This window comes from Streptomyces sp. A0958, assembly GCF_004795035.1.
Taxonomy (GTDB): Bacteria; Actinomycetota; Actinomycetes; order Streptomycetales; family Streptomycetaceae; genus Streptomyces.
The window spans coordinates 241,970-259,973 of the sequence record NZ_SSBK01000006.1 but is presented as its reverse complement, the minus strand read 5'-3'; the positions used below and the strand labels follow the sequence as shown (position 1 = coordinate 259,973).

Annotated in this window: 20 protein-coding genes; 11 read left to right on the top strand and 9 right to left on the bottom strand. The window is 70.9% G+C overall.

Going from position 1 to position 18,004, the window contains the following annotated elements; translation table 11 throughout:
• Nucleotides 1-56 precede the first annotated feature (56 nt).
• Together E6P78_RS09500 and E6P78_RS09495 are read left to right on the top strand one after the other, a co-directional pair.
• Nucleotides 57-671 (top strand): hypothetical protein, encoded by a 615-nt coding sequence (locus E6P78_RS09500; protein ID WP_136203075.1) that lies wholly within the window; start codon nucleotides 57-59, stop codon nucleotides 669-671.
• Nucleotides 672-720: 49 nt separating this feature from the next.
• A complete protein-coding gene (locus E6P78_RS09495) occupies nucleotides 721-1,218 on the top strand; it encodes a MarR family winged helix-turn-helix transcriptional regulator (RefSeq protein ID WP_136203074.1) in 498 nt (165 codons plus the stop codon).
• A gap of 43 nt (nucleotides 1,219-1,261) precedes the next feature.
• Here E6P78_RS09495 and E6P78_RS09490 read toward each other — a convergent pair whose 3' ends face one another.
• The 6 genes from E6P78_RS09490 to E6P78_RS09465 form a co-directional block, all read right to left on the bottom strand.
• A complete protein-coding gene (locus E6P78_RS09490) occupies nucleotides 1,262-1,999 on the bottom strand; it encodes a Mut7-C RNAse domain-containing protein (protein WP_136203073.1) in 738 nt (245 codons plus the stop codon).
• 126 nt (nucleotides 2,000-2,125) lie between these two features.
• Nucleotides 2,126-2,971: an NAD(P)H-binding protein gene (locus E6P78_RS09485; protein ID WP_136203072.1), complete on the bottom strand. Its 846-nt coding sequence runs from the start codon at nucleotides 2,969-2,971 to the stop codon at nucleotides 2,126-2,128.
• Between the two features lie 183 nt (nucleotides 2,972-3,154).
• Entirely contained in the window at nucleotides 3,155-3,694 is a 540-nt protein-coding gene (locus E6P78_RS09480) for a GNAT family N-acetyltransferase (RefSeq protein ID WP_136203071.1), read from the bottom strand.
• A 49-nt stretch (nucleotides 3,695-3,743) separates the two neighbouring features.
• The gene (locus E6P78_RS09475) at nucleotides 3,744-4,565 is read right to left on the bottom strand and encodes a helix-turn-helix domain-containing protein (RefSeq protein WP_136203070.1); all 822 of its coding nucleotides are present in this window, start codon (nucleotides 4,563-4,565) and stop codon (nucleotides 3,744-3,746) included.
• 123 nt (nucleotides 4,566-4,688) lie between these two features.
• The gene (locus E6P78_RS09470; RefSeq protein WP_136203069.1) at nucleotides 4,689-4,949 is read right to left on the bottom strand and encodes a hypothetical protein; all 261 of its coding nucleotides are present in this window, start codon (nucleotides 4,947-4,949) and stop codon (nucleotides 4,689-4,691) included.
• A gap of 458 nt (nucleotides 4,950-5,407) precedes the next feature.
• A complete protein-coding gene (locus E6P78_RS09465) occupies nucleotides 5,408-6,001 on the bottom strand; it encodes a hypothetical protein (RefSeq protein WP_136203068.1) in 594 nt (197 codons plus the stop codon).
• Nucleotides 6,002-6,131: 130 nt separating this feature from the next.
• On the opposite strand from E6P78_RS09465, the gene hemL reads away from it, so the two are divergent.
• From hemL to ccsB, 7 genes are all read left to right on the top strand, one after another.
• Nucleotides 6,132-7,448, top strand: a complete 1,317-nt coding sequence (gene hemL, locus E6P78_RS09460) for a glutamate-1-semialdehyde 2,1-aminomutase (protein ID WP_136203067.1) — start codon at nucleotides 6,132-6,134, stop codon at nucleotides 7,446-7,448.
• Nucleotides 7,445-8,134, top strand: coding sequence for a histidine phosphatase family protein (locus E6P78_RS09455; RefSeq protein ID WP_136203066.1), 690 nt, complete (start codon nucleotides 7,445-7,447; stop codon nucleotides 8,132-8,134). Before hemL ends, E6P78_RS09455 begins: the two co-directional genes overlap by 4 nt.
• Nucleotides 8,135-8,388: 254 nt before the next feature.
• Nucleotides 8,389-9,651, top strand: coding sequence for a hypothetical protein (locus E6P78_RS09450; RefSeq protein WP_136203065.1), 1,263 nt, complete (start codon nucleotides 8,389-8,391; stop codon nucleotides 9,649-9,651).
• 67 nt (nucleotides 9,652-9,718) lie between these two features.
• Entirely contained in the window at nucleotides 9,719-10,327 is a 609-nt protein-coding gene (locus tag E6P78_RS09445; protein ID WP_136203064.1) for a TlpA disulfide reductase family protein, read from the top strand.
• Nucleotides 10,328-10,331: 4 nt separating this feature from the next.
• Entirely contained in the window at nucleotides 10,332-11,093 is a 762-nt protein-coding gene (locus E6P78_RS09440) for a cytochrome c biogenesis protein CcdA (protein WP_136203063.1), read from the top strand.
• A 6-nt stretch (nucleotides 11,094-11,099) separates the two neighbouring features.
• A complete protein-coding gene (locus tag E6P78_RS09435; protein ID WP_136203062.1) occupies nucleotides 11,100-12,851 on the top strand; it encodes a cytochrome c biogenesis protein ResB in 1,752 nt (583 codons plus the stop codon).
• A complete protein-coding gene (gene ccsB, locus E6P78_RS09430; RefSeq protein WP_136203061.1) occupies nucleotides 12,848-13,930 on the top strand; it encodes a c-type cytochrome biogenesis protein CcsB in 1,083 nt (360 codons plus the stop codon). Before E6P78_RS09435 ends, ccsB begins: the two co-directional genes overlap by 4 nt.
• A gap of 70 nt (nucleotides 13,931-14,000) precedes the next feature.
• Here ccsB and E6P78_RS09425 read toward each other — a convergent pair whose 3' ends face one another.
• Both E6P78_RS09425 and E6P78_RS09420 read right to left on the bottom strand, forming a co-directional pair.
• A complete protein-coding gene (locus tag E6P78_RS09425; RefSeq protein ID WP_136203060.1) occupies nucleotides 14,001-14,399 on the bottom strand; it encodes a PLD nuclease N-terminal domain-containing protein in 399 nt (132 codons plus the stop codon).
• A gap of 73 nt (nucleotides 14,400-14,472) precedes the next feature.
• Nucleotides 14,473-14,877 carry a hypothetical protein gene (locus E6P78_RS09420; protein WP_136203059.1) on the bottom strand — a complete coding sequence of 135 codons (405 nt, stop codon included), beginning with the start codon at nucleotides 14,875-14,877 and terminating at the stop codon, nucleotides 14,473-14,475.
• A gap of 139 nt (nucleotides 14,878-15,016) precedes the next feature.
• Here E6P78_RS09420 and E6P78_RS09415 point away from each other — a divergent pair, with 139 nt between their 5' ends.
• Together E6P78_RS09415 and mqnP are read left to right on the top strand one after the other, a co-directional pair.
• Nucleotides 15,017-16,474, top strand: coding sequence for a menaquinone biosynthesis decarboxylase (locus E6P78_RS09415; protein ID WP_136203058.1), 1,458 nt, complete (start codon nucleotides 15,017-15,019; stop codon nucleotides 16,472-16,474).
• Nucleotides 16,471-17,388, top strand: coding sequence for a menaquinone biosynthesis prenyltransferase MqnP (mqnP, locus tag E6P78_RS09410; protein ID WP_136203057.1), 918 nt, complete (start codon nucleotides 16,471-16,473; stop codon nucleotides 17,386-17,388). Before E6P78_RS09415 ends, mqnP begins: the two co-directional genes overlap by 4 nt.
• Here mqnP and E6P78_RS09405 read toward each other — a convergent pair.
• On the bottom strand, nucleotides 17,378-17,968 hold the full coding sequence (locus E6P78_RS09405; RefSeq protein WP_136203056.1) for a rhomboid family intramembrane serine protease: 591 nt from the start codon (nucleotides 17,966-17,968) through the stop codon (nucleotides 17,378-17,380). The genes mqnP and E6P78_RS09405 overlap by 11 nt on opposite strands.
• Nucleotides 17,969-18,004 lie beyond the last annotated feature (36 nt).

The window sequence follows — 18,004 nt, the reverse complement described above, 5'->3', positions numbered from 1 at the left end:
CGCGCCGAACCGGTGGGTAAATACGCACAATTAGGGGTGATCGGTATCTTCGGGGCATGGTTCTGACGCGTAAGGCTCTGCTCGGGGTGTCCGCCGCGGCGGCGATGGCTGCGACGGCGGTGGTGATGGCTCCGGCCGCCGGCGGGACCGCCACGGCCGTCGGCGCGCCGGTGGCCGGTTCGCCTCTGCCCCGGGCCGGTTCGCCCGCGGATGCTTCGTCCGGGGGCGGTTCGCCCGCGGGTGCTTCGCCTGCGGATGCTTCGCCCGCGGTCGGCGGCATCGCGCCCGAGGCCGATGTGTCGCACCACGGGCACGTCTCGCTGCGGGACGGCGGGCTCGGGATCTGGCTGCGCAGCGAGAACAGCGGGCCCTCGGACCTGCCCGGGGTGACCGTGCGCCTGCGGGTGTCCGTGCCGCCGGCCGACCGGCAGGAGCTGCCCGGGGCGTGCCTCCGGGCCGACCCTCGGACCGTGCTGTGCCGGACCGGCCCGCTGCGGGCCGACGGCTCCCAGCAGCGGCGGCTCGCGCTCCACCTCCAGCTGCGGGGCCGGCCGGACGAGGTCGTCGTACGCATCGACACCGCGTGGAACGGCGGGGCCACGGACCGGAACACGAAGAACAGCGAGCACGAGGTGCTGGCCCCGGCGACCGGGGACCCGTACGTGTTCTGAGCTCGGGCGACGGGCCGGACCCCGCCTCTCCGCTTCGTACACTCTCCGCATGCCGCCCAAGCCGTCCCCCCGCCGCAGCGCGCTGCTGGCCGAGCTCTCCACCGCGTCGCGGCGCTACATGGCCGCGTACGCGCTGTTCAACCAGGCCGTCGCCGACCGGCTGGGGCTCCATCCCACCGACCTCCAGTGCCTCAACCTGCTCGGCTTGGAGGCGGGGCCCGTCACCACGGGCCGCGTCGCCGAGCTGACCGGGCTCACCACCGGCTCCGCGACCCGGCTGGTGGACCGCCTGGAGCGGGCCGGTTACGTGACGCGCGCGCGGGACACGGCGGACCGGCGGCGGGTGCTCGTGACGATCGTGCCCGAGCGGATGGCGGAGTTCGGCGCGGTCTGGGGGCGGCTGACCGGCGGCTGGGACGTCCTGTTCGACGCGTACGACGACGACGAGGTCGCCCTGCTCCTCACCCACATGCGGCGCACGGTGGAGCTGAGCGCGGTGCAGATCGCGCGGCTGCGCGCCGAGGGCGACGCCCCGGCCGGTCCCTGACCCCGGCGGTCGGTCAGCCGGCGGTCGGTCAGTCGGCGGTCGGTCAGTCGGCGGTCGCGGCACCGAATTCGCGGACCGCTTCCGTCACGATCGCCTCCAGGCGGGCGTGGTGCGCGCCCCGCCAGTAGACCCGCCCGCACTCCGCGCACTGCGCGAACACGTCGTACGAGCGCCGCGTCCCGTGTTCCAGGTGCGGGCCGACCGTGTCCTTGTCGGCCGCCTTCAGCCGGCCGTTGCAGGCGGTGCACCGGGTCCACGGGGCGAGGTCCGGCGCGAACCGTTCCAGTACGTCCCGCAGCTGCTCGTCCGGGCGGTCGCTGTACACGTACGCGCCCGCCCAGATCTCCCGGCGGTGCAGCAGCCCCCGGTCCCGGGAGAGCAGGACGCGCCGCTCCTTCGCCGAGAGCGCGGCCAGTGCCGGATCGCCGATGTCCTCGCTCTCGTACGCGGCATCGACCCCGAGCAGCCGCAGCCGCCGGGCGAGCGTCCCGAGGTGGACGTCGAGCAGGAAGCGCAGGGGCGCGCCCGGCACGCGCTGCGGGCGTGGCACCGGGCGCACCTCGACGACCTCCCCCGCCGCCGGGATGTGCGAGACGGGGACCGGGCGGCCGTCGACCAGCAGCAGGCCCGCCTCGGTGAGCGGGATGCCGAGGGATTCCACGACATGGCCGAGCGTGGACGCTCCGTCGGTGGTCACCGGTGTCCGCCCCTGCCGGCGCCCGTGGGCCACGAAAAGCCTGAGTTCGGGGGCGACTTCGAGGTGGATCTCCGGTCCGTTCACCTGGTCAGGATGCCATCGGGGCCTGGGAACCGGCCACGCAGTTCGGGGCGGGCGGGCCGTGCGGTTCAGGCGGTGCGGGCCGTGCGGTGGGGGCGCGTGGGCCGTGCGGGGGTCCTGGGCGGAACGTCACGTTCGGGCGCGGAAGGCGGCGGCGTGCTCGGCGGCCCAGGAGTCGAACGTGCGGGCCGGACGGCCGGTCAGCTTCTCGACATCACCGGTCACTTCGGCCGGCGCGCCGTCGGTGAGCACCCAGTAGGCGAGCAGCCCGTCGGCAATGGCCTCCGGCATGAAGGGGGCCATGGCCTCCTTCCACGCGGCCGGGCTCACCGCGTTGACGGTGACGGGGGAGCCGGACGCCGAGGCCAGGACCGCGACCTGCTCGGCGGCGCCGAGGGATTCGGGGCCGGTGAGGTGGTACGCCGCGCCCTGGAGCGCCGGGTCGGTGAGCACGGCGAGGGCGGCCTCGGCGATGTCGGTCTCGTGGATCGGGGCGCCCTCGCTCCGGGGGTAGGGCAGGTCGACGGAGTGCCCGGACCGGAAGGCGCCCGACCACTGGTACGCGTTGGTCGCGAAGGCGCCGGGGCGCAGGAGCGTCGTGGTGAGGGGCGAGGCGGTCAGGGCCTGCTCGACCGCGTGGTGCGAGGCGGCGACGGGGTTGGACGCCGGGTCCGGGACGAGGACGGAGCTGGAGGAGAGCAGCACGATGTGCCGCACTCCGGCGGCCTGCGCCGCGGCGAGGAAGGCGTCGATGTGCGCGGGCTCGGCGTACAGGAAGACGGAGTCGACGCCTTCCAGGGCGGCGGGGAAGGTCGCGGGGTCGCCGAGATCGCAGGCCACGGCCGGGACGCCGGTCGGCAGGGAGAGCCCGGCGGGGTTGCGCGAGGCGGCGCGGACGGCGTGGCCGCCCTGGTGCAGGAGGGCGGCGAGCGCGGAGCCGACGCGGCCGCGGCATCCGGTGACGAGCGTGAGCATGGGGCGGTTCTCCTGGTCCGTTTGCGGCATCTTCCTGTGTCACCCATAAACTGCGTGACGCAGCTAAATATGTGCGAGGAGGTCCGCGCCCGTCAAACGATTACGCCCGTCAAACGGATTACGCGGCGTCTGTGCCGGCGGGGTGCCCGGGTGCCCGGGTGCCCGGGTGTCAGGTGCCCGGTGTCAGGCGGCCGTCTCGTCCGGGTGCAGGTCCAGGCGCCAGTCGTTGGTGAGGAGCGGGTGTCCCGGCGGGTACTCGATCTCGCACTCACCGAGCAGCGTGAAGCCCGCCTTGCGGCACACGCCGTTCGACGGACCGTTGGCCACGGACGGGTACGCGTGCAGATAGCGGTGCTTGCGCGCGGCACGCGCCCGGCCGGCCACCGCGCGGGTCGCCGCCGAGGCGATGCCCCGGCCCTGGAACTCCGGCAGGACGGTCCACCCCGTCTCGTACACCTCCTGGTCCCGCCAGGTCCGCTCCCAGAACCCGATGGTGCCCACCGCATCGGCCTCGCCGGTCAGCGCGATGCGGAACATCCTGCCCCGGCCCGTACGGTCCGCGCTCAGCGCGACATAGCGGGCGTGCCGCCCCATGAGCTGCTCCTCCGGCTCGGGGCCGCCGAGGTGGGCCATCAGCTCCGGCGCGTTGGCGCGGCGGAGGAGGTCCAGGTCGCTGTCCGACCAGGGCTCGATCCGTACGGAAGATGCTGCGGTGCGCTCCATGACGGCACTTTAGAGCCGGGCACTGACAGATCGGACGGGACGCGGGCGGTCAGCGGGCGCCCAGTGCCGTGGGCGGTACGCCGATCGTCGCAGTGAAGTCCCTGACCAGGTGCGCCTGGTCGCTGTAGCCGAGGTCGGCGGCGAGGGCCGCCCAGTCCACGGCCGGCTCCGATCCGGCGCGCTCCAGCGCCTCATGGATGCGGTAGCGCAGGATGACCCACTTGGGGCCGACGCCCACGTACGCGGCGAACAGCCGTTGCAGCGAGCGGGCCGACACCCCCTCGGCGCGGGCGAGTGCGTCCACGCGCAGGACCGTGCGGTCGGTGCGCACCAGGTCTACCAGGGCCATCGCCCGCTCGGCCCGGGGGTCGGGCTCGGGGCCGAGCGCCAGCAGGTACGCGTCGAGCGCGGCGACCCGGTCCTCCCCGGCCTCCGGGTCCAGCACGGCCGAGGGCGGGGCGGGCGGCGCGAACACCTCGGCCACCGGGAGCCGCCGCCCGGTCCACCGCGACACGGGCGGTCCGGGTGCGAAGGGCCGGAAGCCGCCGGGCCGGAACTGCACCCCGCAGACCCGCCCGCGCCCCTCCAGCTTCTGCGTGAACAGCTCCAGGCCGATGCCCGCGACCTCCGCGTACCCCGCCTCCTCGTCGCCGCAGCCCGCGTACCGCTCGAAGACGAGGTTGACGCTGGGGTGCGGGACGACGTGGGAGGCGTACGGCTGGGACAGGTCCCAGTCGATCAGCCAGTAGTGCTCCAGATAGGGCCGCAGCGCGGGGGCGGGCTCGCGGCGCCGGAACTGTACGTGTGCGAACAGGTCGGGCGCGTCGACGATGCCGCGGGTGTCGCGCCGGGGACCTCGGTGACCGGCCATGACGACCGATTTTAGGCCGGGTCCGCGTCAGGCCGGGTCCGCGTCAGGCCGTGTCCGCGTCAGGCCGGGTCCGCTTCAGGCCGTGCCCGCTTCAGGCCGTGCCCGCTTCAGACCGGGTTCGCTTCAGGCCGTGTCCGCGAAGTCCCGCCGCAGGAGGGCCGGACCGCTCTGCCCGTCGTAGAGCCCGCCGAGCGTCCCGTACGCCTCGTCCACGATCCGTTCGGCGTCCACCAGCATCGCCCGCTCGGCCAGCCGGGCGGCCTGATGGGTGTACGGGGACGGCGGGGCCGGGTGCCTGCGCCGCCACCAGGTCTCGGCCGCCGCGTACAGACCGCTGGCGAAGACCAGCGCGGGGACGGACAGGGCCAGCAGAATGTCGCCCATGGCAGGCCTCCTTCAGGCTCGATGCCTCCTGCATCGGCATGCCTCCTGCATCGGCACGTCTGCCCGCTCCCCTGAAGACCAGTCTCCGGCCAATGAATGGCCGGATATGCATGGCCGACATATGTCCTTCGCGCACGTGACCGCACGTGACCGCACGTGGCCGCACCTGACCGCCGGTGGGCGCCGGGGCAGGGCGGGCGCCGGGGTGCCACCGGGACGAAGCGGACGCCCGGGTGGCCCTGGCCCTGCGCCGTCCCCGCCCGAGGCGGACGCCACCTACCGGCGAGGCGGATGCCGCCTACCGGCGAGGCGGATGCCGCCTACCGGCGAGGCGGATGCCGCCTACCGGCGAGGCGGATGCCGCCTACCGGCGAGGCGGATGCCGCCTACCGGCGAGGCGGATGCCGCCTACCGGCGTCTGGGGCCGCCCGCCTACCGGCGTGAGGACGCGGGTGTGTTCACGGCCACACCAGGCAGTACGCCTGGTGCCCCGCGTCGTGCAGCCGGTGCGAGAAGTCCTGCCACTCGTGGAGCAGTTGGTAGACGTTGAACGCGTCGCGGGGGCCGCCGCGGTCCGGGACCGTGGACCAGATGAAGGCTGCGGCGCCCACGGACTCCTCGCCCACGCCGCGCAGGGGGTCCACGACCGTCATCGGGAGCTTGACCACCGCGTAGTCCGGGTGCAGGACGACCAGTTCGAGCGGGGGGACCTTGTGCAGAGGTATGCCCTGTATGCCGGTGAGGACCATCGCGGCCACCGTCTCCGGCTTGATCTTGGTGAACATGCCGCCCATGCCGAGCTCGTCGCCGCCGAGTTCCTCGGGGCGCATGGAAATGGGCACGCGTGCGGCGGTGGCCCCGTCGGGAGCCCCGAAATATTTGTAGGTCACCCCCACCCGGCCACCACTCCTGCTCCCGGCTCCACCGCCTGTCTGCGCCTCACCGGCCTGTATGGCCTGCTTGCGCTCAGCCTCGCGCCGGTGCCGACCCCGCCGGGCAGGCTCGGGCCCCGGGCCGTCCGTCCCCTCGCCCACTCCGCCACCGCGATGCATATCTCATCCACCCGACTACTCACTAGGAGGCACAGCCCCCGCCGTGCAACCCGATCATCGTGTCAGTGACCTCCCCCACGGGCGTGCGGTGAAACACCTGTCCGCAAAGACCGTCCGTGTCTCTGACACCATGGCATGTGTGAGCTTTCCCTATGACGCCCCAGTTTCGCAGACGCTTTTCGACCGCGCGTCCCTCGTGACGCCCGGCGGCGTGAACTCTCCCGTCCGTGCATTCCGGGCCGTGGGCGGTACGCCCCGGTTCATGGTGTCCGGTACCGGTCCGTACCTGACCGACGCCGACGGCCGTGAGTACGTCGACCTCGTGTGCTCGTGGGGGCCGATGATTCTCGGCCACTCCCACCCCGAGGTGATCGCCGCAGTTCAGGAGGCTGTCGCCCGCGGCACCTCGTTCGGTACGCCCGGCGAGGGCGAGGTCGCCCTCGCCGAGGAGATCGTCGCACGCGTCGAGCCGGTGGAACAGGTGCGGCTGGTGTCGTCCGGGACCGAGGCGACCATGTCCGCGATCCGCCTCGCGCGCGGCTTCACCGGGCGGGCGAAGGTCGTGAAGTTCGCCGGCTGCTACCACGGCCACGTCGACGCGCTGCTGGCCGCCGCCGGTTCCGGGGTGGCGACCTTCGGGCTGCCGGACACGCCCGGGGTAACCGGCGCCCAGGCGGGCGACACGATCGTGCTGCCGTACAACGACCTGGAGGCCGTGCGCGCCGCGTTCGCCGCCCAGCCCGGCGAGATCGCGTGCGTGATCACCGAGGCGTCGCCGGGCAACATGGGCGTCGTGCCGCCGCTGGACGGTTTCAACGCGGGGCTCAAGGAGATCTGCGCCGCCAACGGGGCCCTGTACATCTCCGACGAGGTGATGACCGGTTTCCGTACGTCGAAGGCCGGCTGGTTCGGCGTCGACGGGGTGCGGCCCGACCTCATGACGTTCGGCAAGGTCATGGGCGGCGGCTTCCCGGCCGCGGCGTTCGGCGGGCGCGCCGACGTGATGGCCCACCTGGCCCCGGCCGGGCCCGTCTACCAGGCGGGCACACTGTCCGGTAACCCGGTCGCCACCGCCGCCGGTCTCGCCCAGCTGCGGCTGCTCGACGACGCCGCGTACGCCAAGGTCGACGCGGTCTCCGCCGAGATCCGGGGGCTGGTGAGCGCCGCCCTGGAGAAGGAGGGCGTCGCGCACACCGTCCAGGCGGCGAGCAACATGTTCTCCGTCTTCTTCACCGACGAGCCCGTCCGCGATTACGAGGACGCCAAGGCGCAGGAAGCCTTCCGCTTCACGCCGTTCTTCCACTCGATGCTGGCGCAGGGCGTCTACCTCCCGCCGTCCGCGTTCGAGTCCTGGTTCGTCTCCACCGCCCACGACACGCAGGCCGTCGAGCGCATCGCCGCCGCCCTGCCCGCCGCCGCCCGCGCCGCATCGGAGGCCACCGCATGAGCGACGAGACCCGCAAGGACATCACCGTTGTCCATCTGATGCGCCACGGCGAGGTGCACAACCCGGAAGGCGTGCTCTACGGGCGCCGGCCCGGCTACCACCTCTCCGAGCTGGGGCGGAAGATGGCCGACCGGGTCGCCGAGCACCTGGAGAAGCGCGACATCACGTACGTCGTCGCCTCCCCGCTGGAGCGCGCCCAGGAGACGGCGACGCCCGTCGCCAAGGCGCACGGCCTGGACCTCGCCACCGACGAACGGCTCATCGAGGCCGCCAACGCCTTCGAGGGCAAGACCTTCGGCGTCGGTGACGGGGCGCTGCGCAAGCCGGACAACTGGAAGCACCTGACCAACCCGTTCCGCCCGTCCTGGGGCGAGCCGTACGTCGAGCAGGTCGTCCGGATGATGGGCGCGCTGGACGCGGCGCGGGACGCGGCCCGGGGGCACGAGGCGGTCTGCGTCAGCCACCAGCTGCCGATCTGGATCGTGCGCAGCTTCGTGGAGCGGCGGCGGCTGTGGCACGACCCGCGCAAGCGGCAGTGCACCCTCGCCTCGCTGACCAGCTTCACGTACCGGGGCGACAAGATCGTGTCCGTCGGGTACTCGGAGCCGGCCCGGGACCTGGTGCCCACGCACCTGCTGGCGGGGGCGAAGCCGGTGAAGGGCGCGTCGAAGGGGTTCGGGGCGTAGCGGCCCTGTCGGGCCGGGGTCTTCGGTCCGGGCCCGCGCCGGTTGCGGTCGGTGCGTGGGCCCGGGTCGCCCGCGGGCGTTTTGTCCTCAATCGCCGGACGGGCTGAAGCTAGGAACTCTGTTCGGTCAACGCTTGGGGCTGGTTCCGTAAAGAATTGTGTGCTAATCGGGGGAACCCGCGTGTGGCTTCACTCATCTAAGCGTTTGCCAGTTTGTATGTACTTGAGGCAAAACGACCGCAGATGGGAAGCCGCATGCGAGAGATCAGCCGAAGGGGACTGTTGGGGGCCGGGCTCGGGGCCGCGGCCGCCGCCGGAATGGCCGGCTGCAGTACCGCCGGCACGTCCGACACCGGGAGCGGCACCCCGGACAAGGGTGCCACGGGCGAGAAGGCGGCCGGCGGGACCTCCAAGGGCGCCGGGACCAAGAAGAAGGACGTCCGCGCCATCGGGGACGGTTCCACCGCCGACACCGGGAAGCAGCCGAAGCAGCCGCAGGCCCCCGTTCCGCTGGAGCCCGGCCAGAAGCCGCCGCAGTTCGTGATCTTCTCCTGGGACGGGGCCGGCGAGGTCGGCAACGGACTGTTCCCGCGCTTTCTGGAACTCGCCCGGGAACACGACGCGTCGATGACCTTCTTCCTCTCCGGCCTCTACCTGCTGCCGGAATCGAAGAAAACGCTCTACCGCCCGCCGGGCAACCCCGTCGGCGCCTCCGACATCGGCTATCTCACAGACGGCCACCTCAAGGAGACGCTGAAGAACGTCCGGCAGGCCTGGCTCGACGGACACGAGATCGGCACCCACTTCAACGGGCATTTCTGCGCCGGTTCCGGATCGGTCGGCAACTGGACCCCCGCCCAGTGGCAGAGCGAAATCGACCAGGCGATCTCCTTCGTCACCGAATGGCGCACCAACACCGGCTGGAACGACCTCGAATCCCTCCCCTTCGATTACCGCAAGGAACTCGTCGGAGGCCGTACCCCCTGTCTGCTCGGACAGGACAACCTGCTGCCCACCGCGAAGAAGCTGGGCTGGCGCTACGACGCCAGCTCGCCCGGCGGCACCCAGGTCTGGCCCAGCAAGCGCCAGGGCGTATGGGACCTGCCGCTCCAGGGCATCCCGTTCCCCGGCCACAGCTTCGAGGTCCTGTCCATGGACTACAACATCCTGGCCAACCAGTCGCAGAACTCCACCAAGGGAATGCCCTCCCGCTATCCCGGCTGGCGCGAGCAGGCCACGCAGTCGTATCTCAGCGGATTCAAGCGCGCCTACGAGACGAACCGCGCACCCTTCTACATCGGAAACCACTTCGAGGAGTGGAACGGCGGCATCTATATGGACGCCGTCGAGGACGCCCTCAAGCACATCGCCGGCAAACAGGATGTGCGCCTCGTCTCCTTCCGCCAGTTCGTGGACTGGCTCGACGTCCAGGACCCGGCGGTCCTCGCCAAGCTCCGTACGCTCCAGGTCGGAGAGGCACCCGCGGGCGGCTGGAACACCTTCTTTAAACAAGCCTGACAACGGGCTTTACGGGCACCGAGGGGGGTGCCCAAGATCCCCGAAAGCGCCATGCGAAACTTTTCACATGAGCCATGGCCGCGCACCCCGACGCCGCTTCACCCTGCTCGCCGCCCCCGCGGCGGCCGCCGCGCTCGCACTGACACTGACCGCGTGCGGCTCCGGCAACAAGACCGGTGGCGGCGGCGACACGCACTTCGTCACGGGCAGCGGCGGAATCTCCACCGCGGCCAAGGGCGAGCGCGCCGACGCACCGAAGCTCGACGGCCAGAGCCTGGACGGCAAGAAGCTCGATCTCGCCGACTACAAGGGCAAGATCATCGTCCTCAACGCCTGGGGCTCGTGGTGCGCCCCCTGCAGACTCGAAGCGAAGTACTTCAAGAAGGTGGCCGAGGCCACCAAGGACCAGGGCGTCCAGTTCATCGGGGTCAACACCCGTGACACCGAGCGGGCCCAGGCCGTCAGCTTCGAAGAGAACTTCGGCGTCACCTACCCCAGCTTCTACGACCCGACCGGGAAGCTCCTGCTGCGCTTCCCCAAGGGCACCTTCAGGCTCCAGTCCATCCCGTCGACCGTCGTCATCGACCGGGACGGGAAGCTGGCCGCCCGCTTCGTGGGCGGGCTGGACGACACCCAGCTGCACAAAATGATCGACCCGCTGATCGCGGAGAAGTGACCAGGTGATCACCCTCGCCGCCGCCACGCACAACGAGACGGTGCTGAACGGAGCCCTCCTGGTCGCTCTGCCCATCGCCCTCCTCGGCGGGCTCGTCTCCTTCTTCTCGCCCTGCGTCCTGCCCCTCGTCCCCGGCTACCTCAGCTACGTCACCGGGGTCAGCGGCGCCGACCTCGCCGACGCCCGGCGCGGCCGCATGGTCGCCGGCGCCTCGCTCTTCGTCGTCGGCTTCACCGCCGTCTTCGTCTCCGGCGGCGCGCTCTTCGGCTACTTCGGCGACACGCTCCAGGAGTACAGCGGGCCCCTCACCAAGGTCCTCGGCGTGCTGATGGTCCTCATGGGCGTCTTCTTCATGGGCCTCATGCCGTGGATGACCCAGCGCGAATTCCGTATCCACAAGAAGCCGGTGACCGGCCTGGTGGGCGCCCCCCTGCTCGGCGCCCTCTTCGGCATCGGCTGGACCCCGTGCCTCGGGCCCACGCTCAGCTCGGTGTCCTTGCTCGCCCTGGACCAGGGCACCGCCGGGCGCGGGGCCATACTGACCGTCGCCTACTGCCTGGGCCTGGGCATCCCCTTCGTGCTCGCCGCCGTCGCCTTCCGCAAGGCGCTCGGCGCGTTCAGCTGGGTCAAGCGCCACTACGCCTGGGTCATGCGCATCGGCGGCGGCATGATGATCGTGACCGGGCTGCTCCTGCTGACCGGCGCGTGGGGCAGCATGATGCAGGAACTGCAGGGCTGGTCGACCGGCTTCCAGGTGGGGATCTGAGTACCAATGAGCAACACCACGTCCAACCCTTCCCAGCGGGACCGGGACCAGGAAAGCACCTCTGAGCTCGGTGCCGCCGGCGCCCAGCTCTCCACCGCCCCGCGCGAGGAGCCCCTGGCCGACCTCCCCGCCATGGGCGTCATCGGCTGGGTCCGCTGGTTCTGGCGCCAGCTCACCTCCATGCGGGTCGCCCTGATCCTGCTCTTCCTGCTGTCGCTCGGCGCCATCCCCGGCTCGCTGATCCCGCAGAACAGCGTCGACGAACTCAAGGTGCAGACCTTCAAGGACGCGCACACCGTCGTCACACCGATCTACGAGAAGCTCCAGTTCTTCGACGTCTACAGCTCGGTGTGGTTCTCCGCGATCTACATCCTGCTGTTCGTCTCGCTCATCGGCTGCATCGTCCCGCGCACCGCCACCTTCGTCGGCCAGCTCCGCAGCCGCCCGCCCGGCGCCCCCAAGCGCCTCACCCGGCTGCCCGCGTACACCACCTGGCGCACCGAGGCCGAGCCCGAGCAGGTCCACGAGGCCGCGCTCGCGATGATGCGCAGGCGCCGCTACCGGGCCCACGTCGCCGGGGACGCCGTCGCCGCCGAGAAGGGCTACCTGCGCGAGGCCGGCAACCTGGTCTTCCACATCGCGCTCATCGTGATGCTGGTCGCCTTCGCCGTGGGGCAGCTGTTCAAGTCCGAGGGCGCCAAGCTGGTCGTCGAGGGCGACGGGTTCTCCAACACCATCACCCAGTACGACGACTTCAAGTCCGGCTCGCTCTTCGACAACGACTCGCTGACCCCGTTCAGCTTCACCCTGGACGACTTCATCGGCACGTACGAGCGCAAGGGCCCGCAGATCGGCACCCCGCGTACGTACGAGGCGCACGTCACGTACTCCGACGGGGCCTACGGCAAGCCGAAGAAGACCGTCATCAAGGTCAACGAACCCCTCGTCGTCGACGGCACGAAGGTCTACCTCAACGCCCACGGCTACGCGCCCGTCGTCTCCGTCAAGGACGGCCGGGGCAAGGAGGTCTACAAGGCCGCCGTGCCGCTGCTGCCCCTCGACAACAACGTCACGTCGAGCGGTGCCATCAAGGTCATGGACGGCTACCGCGACAAGAGCGGCAAGAAGGAGCAGCTGGGCTTCCAGGCGTTCTTCGTGCCGACCTTCGCCGGCAACGGCCAGGGCACGATGTTCTCGCAGTTCCCCGCCGCCGACATGCCGGTCCTCGCGCTCAACGGCTACCACGGCTCGCTCGGCGTCGACTCCGGCATCGCGCAGAACGTGTACCAGCTGGACAAGACCAAGATGACGGAGTTCAAGGACTCCGACGGCAAGCAGCTCAAGCAGCGCCTCCTCGTCGGCGAGACGATGAAGCTGCCCGACGGGGCCGGCTCCATCACCTTCGAGGGCCTTCAGGAGTGGGCCAGCTTCCAGATCTCCGAGCAGCCCGCCAGCGGCTGGGCGCTCACCGGGGCGATCGGCGCCATCGCCGGACTCGCAGGCTCGCTGTTCATCCAGCGCCGCCGGATCTGGGTCCGGGCCGTACGCGGCGCCGACGGCGTCACCGTCGTGGAGATGGCGGGGCTCGGCCGCAGCGAGTCCGCGAAACTTCCCGAGGAGCTGGCCGGTCTCGCGGTCACGCTCAACGCCGAGGCGCCCACCGCGCCCGGCACCGACCACGAACCCGACCCCCAGCCGGACCCGGACGCCGCCGGCGCCGCGTCCCCCGTAGAGCCTGCCGAAGGGGCTGAGAAGTGAATCTCGCCGCCGCAACCAACGAGAACCTGGCGCACACCAGCAATGTGCTGATCTATTCGTCGATGGCCGTCTACACCCTGGCCTTCTTCGCGCACATCGCGGAGTGGGTGTTCGGCAGCCGCAGCAAGGTCGGCCGCACCGCCGCCGCGCTCACCACCGAGGAAGCCGCCGCCGCCGCGGTGAAGGTCGAGGTCGCCCAGAAGGGCGGGGCCACCGCCGTACTGGAACGGCCGAAGATCATCACCCGGTCCGCAGCCGGTTCGCGCGACGTCCCGGACGGCCCCGGCGCCGCCGGCGGCACCTTCAAGGGCGACCTCTACGGGCGGATGGCGGTCTCCCTGACCGTGCTGGCGTTCCTCGTCCAGGCGGGCGGCGTCGTCGCCCGCGCCATGTCCGTACAGCGCGCCCCCTGGGGCAACATGTACGAGTTCTCCATCACCTTCTCCACGGTGGCGGTCGGCGCGTACCTCGTCCTGCTCGTGCTGAAGAAGAACGTCCGCTGGATGGGGTTGCTGCTGGTCACCACGGTCCTGCTGGACCTCGGCATCGCGACCACGGTGCTCTACACCTCCAGCGACCAGCTGGTGCCCGCGCTGCACTCGTACTGGCTGTGGATTCACGTCTCCACCGCCATCATCTGCGGCGCCGTCTTCTACATCGGCGCGGTCGCCACCCTGCTCTACCTCTTCCGCGACAGCTACGAGAACAAGATCGCCAACGGCGGTGAGCCGGGCTCGTTCGCGCACTCCGTGCTCTCCCGGCTGCCCGCCGCGTCGACCCTCGACAAGTTCTCCTACCGGATCAACGCCGCCGTCTTCCCGCTGTGGACGTTCACGATCATCGCGGGCGCGATCTGGGCGGGCGACGCCTGGGGCCGCTACTGGGGCTGGGACCCCAAGGAGGTCTGGTCCTTCATCACCTGGGTCGCGTACGCCGCCTATCTGCACGCCCGCGCCACCGCCGGCTGGAAGGGCCGCAAGGCCGCCTACCTGGCCCTCGTCGCCTTCGGCTGCTGGCTGTTCAACTACTACGGCGTCAACATCTTCGTCACCGGCAAGCACTCCTACGCCGGCGTCTGACACCCCCTTCACGACGGCTGCCCGCCACCCGGAGAACCGGGGGCGGGCAGCCGTCGTGCGTCGTGCGGGCTCACCCAGCGGGCGGGGTCGAGCCCTCCGGGCCGTTCTCGCGGCGCTTGAGCTCCTCCTCGCGGCGGCGCAGGTCCGCCTCCCAGTCCTTGAGAAGCCCCTCGTCCTTCTTGTTCTCTTCCTTCAGCGACTTCAGGAAGTCCGGGTTGTCGTCCGGCGCCACCCACTGCTGGCGGTGGCTGCGGTGCCATTCGGACGGCGTACGGCCCCCGGCGGGCACCTCGCGCACCTTGCCCGCGGCCAGCCACACGATCGGGCCGACGATCCAGAACAGCAGGATGATGAAGACCCAGGCGATCTTCGGCAGGTGCTTGGCCTCGTCCTCCGGGGTGTTCAGACAGTCGATGAACGCGAAGATCGTCAGCGCCAGCGGCAGAAGGTAGATCAGGGCCCGGAGCATGGTGGAGAAATCCCCCCGAGAAGAGTTGGCGGGGCAATGTCCCGCCCCGGTGACGGGCCCAGAGTAGCGGGTGTCATTCACGTCCCACGGCGAGCAGGTGGGAGCTGGCGGCGAGCAGGTCCGGATACGGTTCGGCCGTGCGGGCGGCAGCCGGCGCGGAGGCGAACGAGCGCGATCCGACAACGGAGTCTCCCGTGTGGCGCTCGGTTGCCTTCAGCAGCGCCCAGGCGGGGCCTTCGACGCCGTGAACCTGGGTCTCGGTGAAGCCGGCTTCGCACATCTCGGCGTCCAGTTCCGGACCGGTGTGGCAATGGGCTTCGGTGAAGCCCTTCTTCCCGTCGCGCGATCCGCTGTCCGGGATCTCGGCGATGCCCTGCTGGAGTGAGCCACGGTCGAGATGGGCGAGGGCGGTGTGCTCGAAGATCGAGGCGTAGCGGTTGATGCCGGCGGCAGCGACGGGCCCACCGGGCCGGACCACGTGGAGCCCTCCAGGCGTCTGCCGGGACCGTGAAACGTCAACCGGGTCGTCGGCTCGCCGGCGTGCCACCGCGTCGGCGGAGGGCTGACGCGGGGGAGCCCTGGCGGCTGCCGCCGGGGAGGATGTCAAACTTGGCCGTATGGCTTACGACGATCTTCGATCCCTCCTCCGGGCTCTGGAGCGCGAGGGCGAGCTCAAGCGCATCAAGGCCGAGGTCGACCCCTACCTGGAGGTCGGTGAGATCGTCGACCGGGTGAACAAGGCCGGCGGGCCCGCGCTGCTCTTCGAGAACGTCAAGGGTTCCTCGATGCCCCTGGCAATGAACGTCTTCGGCACCGACAAGCGGCTGCTCAAGGCGCTCGGGCTGAAGTCCTACGGCGAGATCAGCGACAAGATCGGCGGGCTGCTCAGGCCCGAGCTGCCGCACGGCTTCGTCGGGGTCCGGGAGGCATTCGGGAAGCTCGGCACGATGGTGCACGTACCGCCGAAGAAGGTGAAGAGCGAGAACGCGCCCGTCCAGGAGGTCGTCCTCACCGGGGACGACGTCGACCTGGACCTGCTGCCCGCGCTGTTCACCTGGCCCAAGGACGGCGGCTCCTTCTTCAACCTGGGCCTCACCCACACCAAGCACCCGGAGACCGGCGTCCGCAACCTCGGGCTCTACCGGCTCCAGCGCCACGACCGGCGCACCATCGGCATGCACTGGCAGATCCACAAGGACAGCCGCAACCACTACCAGGTCGCCGCCCGGCGCGGGGAGCGGCTGCCGGTCGCCATCGCGTTCGGCGCGCCGCCCGCCGTCACGTACGCCTCCACCGCGCCGCTGCCCGGGGACATCGACGAGTACCTGTTCGCCGGGTTCATCCAGGGCAAGCGCATCGAGATGGTCGACTGCAAGACCGTGCCGCTCCAGGTCCCGGCCAACGCCGAGGTCGTCATCGAAGGGTGGCTGGAGCCCGGCAAGACGCTGCCCGAGGGGCCGTTCGGCGACCACACCGGGTTCTACACCCCGCAGGAACCGTTCCCCGCACTGACGATCGACTGCGTGACCATGCGCAAGCGGCCGCTGCTCCAGTCGATCGTGGTCGGCCGGCCGCCGACCGAGGACGGGCCGCTGGGGCGGGCCACCGAGCGGTTCTTCCTGCCGCTGCTGAAGATCATCGTGCCGGACATCGTGGACTACCACCTGCCGGAGTCCGGCGGTTTCCACAACTGCGCGATCGTCTCGATCGACAAGAAGTACCCGAAGCACGCCCAGAAGGTGATGAGCGCCATCTGGGGTGCGCACATGATGTCGCTGACCAAGCTGATCGTCGTCGTGGACTCCGACTGCGACGTCCACGACCTGCACGAGGTGTCCTGGCGGGCGCTCGGCAACACGGACTACGCGCGCGACCTGACGGTCTCCGAGGGCCCGGTCGACCACCTCGACCACGCCTCGTACCAGCAGTTCTGGGGCGGCAAGGCGGGCATCGACGCGACGAAGAAGTGGCCCGAGGAGGGCTACACCCGGGACGGGGGCTGGCCGGACATGGTCGAGTCGGACCCGGAGACGGCCGAACGGGTCACGCGACGCTGGAAGGAGTACGGACTGTGAGCGCCGCCGAAGCGACTCTGGGCTCCGGGCCCGCGCAACCGAACAGCAAGGTCAGAGCCTTTCTGCGGCTCGTGATGATCGAGCACTCGGTCTTCGCGCTGCCCTTCGCCTACATCGCCGCCCTGACCGCGATGTTCCGGATGGACGAGAACATCCACTGGGGCAGGCTGCTGCTCGTCACGCTCGCGATGGTCGGGCTGCGGACGTTCGCGATGGCCGCGAACCGGATCATCGACCGCGAGATCGACGCCCGTAACCCGCGTACCGCGACCCGTGAGCTGGTGACCGGTGCGGTGTCGGTGAAGTCGGCGTGGACGGGCGCGCTCGTCGCCGTCGTCGTGTTCCTCGGGGCCGCGGCCCTGCTGAACCTGCTGTGTCTGGCGCTGGCGCCGGTCGCCGTGATCCCGATGGTGGTCTACCCGTACGGCAAGCGGTTCACGAACTTCCCGCACGCGATCCTGGGGCTCGCCCAGGCCATCGGGCCCATCGGTGCCTGGCTGGCGGTGACGGGCAGCTGGTCGTGGGACGCGGTGATCCTGGGTCTCGCGGTCGGGATCTGGATCGGCGGGTTCGACCTGATCTTCGCCTGCCAGGACGTGCGGGCCGACCGGGCGCACGGGGTGCTGTCCTTCCCGGCGCGCTTCGGTATCCCGGCCGCGCTGTGGGGGGCGCGGGTCTGCCACGTGGTGACGACGGGCCTGCTGGTCTGGTTCGGTCTGGCGACGGACGCGGGGGCCTTCTACTGGGCCGGCATGGTGATCGTCGCGGTGGCCTTCGTGTACGAGCACCGGGTGGTGCGGCCGCACGACCTGTCCCGGCTGAACCGGGCGTTCTTCTCGGTGAACGGCTTCATCGGCATAGCGCTGTTCGTGTGCGCGCTGCTGGACCTGGTGGCGCGCGGGCTCACGGTGTGAGCGGGCGGGGGGTGGAGCGGCGCAGCGTGAAGGCCGCCACCACCCCGGCTATCAGCCCGAAGAGGTGGCTCTGCCAGCTGACGCCCGGGTCGGTGGGCAGGACGCCCTGGAGCAGTGAGCCGTACACCGCGGCGACGACCAGGCCGACGACCACGTCGAGCGGGCGGCGGTCCACGAAGCCGCGGACCAGCAGGTAGCCGAAGAGGCCGAAGACCACGCCCGACGCGCCGAGCGTGACGGTGCCCGCGGGGGCGATGAGCCAGACGCCGAGGCCCCCGATCAGGATCACGGTGAGCACCACTCCGGCGAAGCGGCGCAGGCCGCCCAGCGCGGCTATGAAGCCCAGGACCAGCAGGGGGACGCTGTTCGACGCGACGTGGGCCCAGCCGTCGTGGAGGAAGGCGGCGGGGACGATGTCGAGCAGTTCGCCGGGCTCGCGGGGGCTGATGCCGTGGTCGTCCAGGCCGTGGCCGGTCGCGAGGTCGATGGCCTCCAGGGCCCAGAGCAGCCCGACCCACCCCAGCATGACCACTCCGGCCATGAGAGCCCGGTCGCCGGTCCTCATACGTACGTCGTTCATGGCACGGCACCCCCCTTCACCCGTCGGAACGTACCA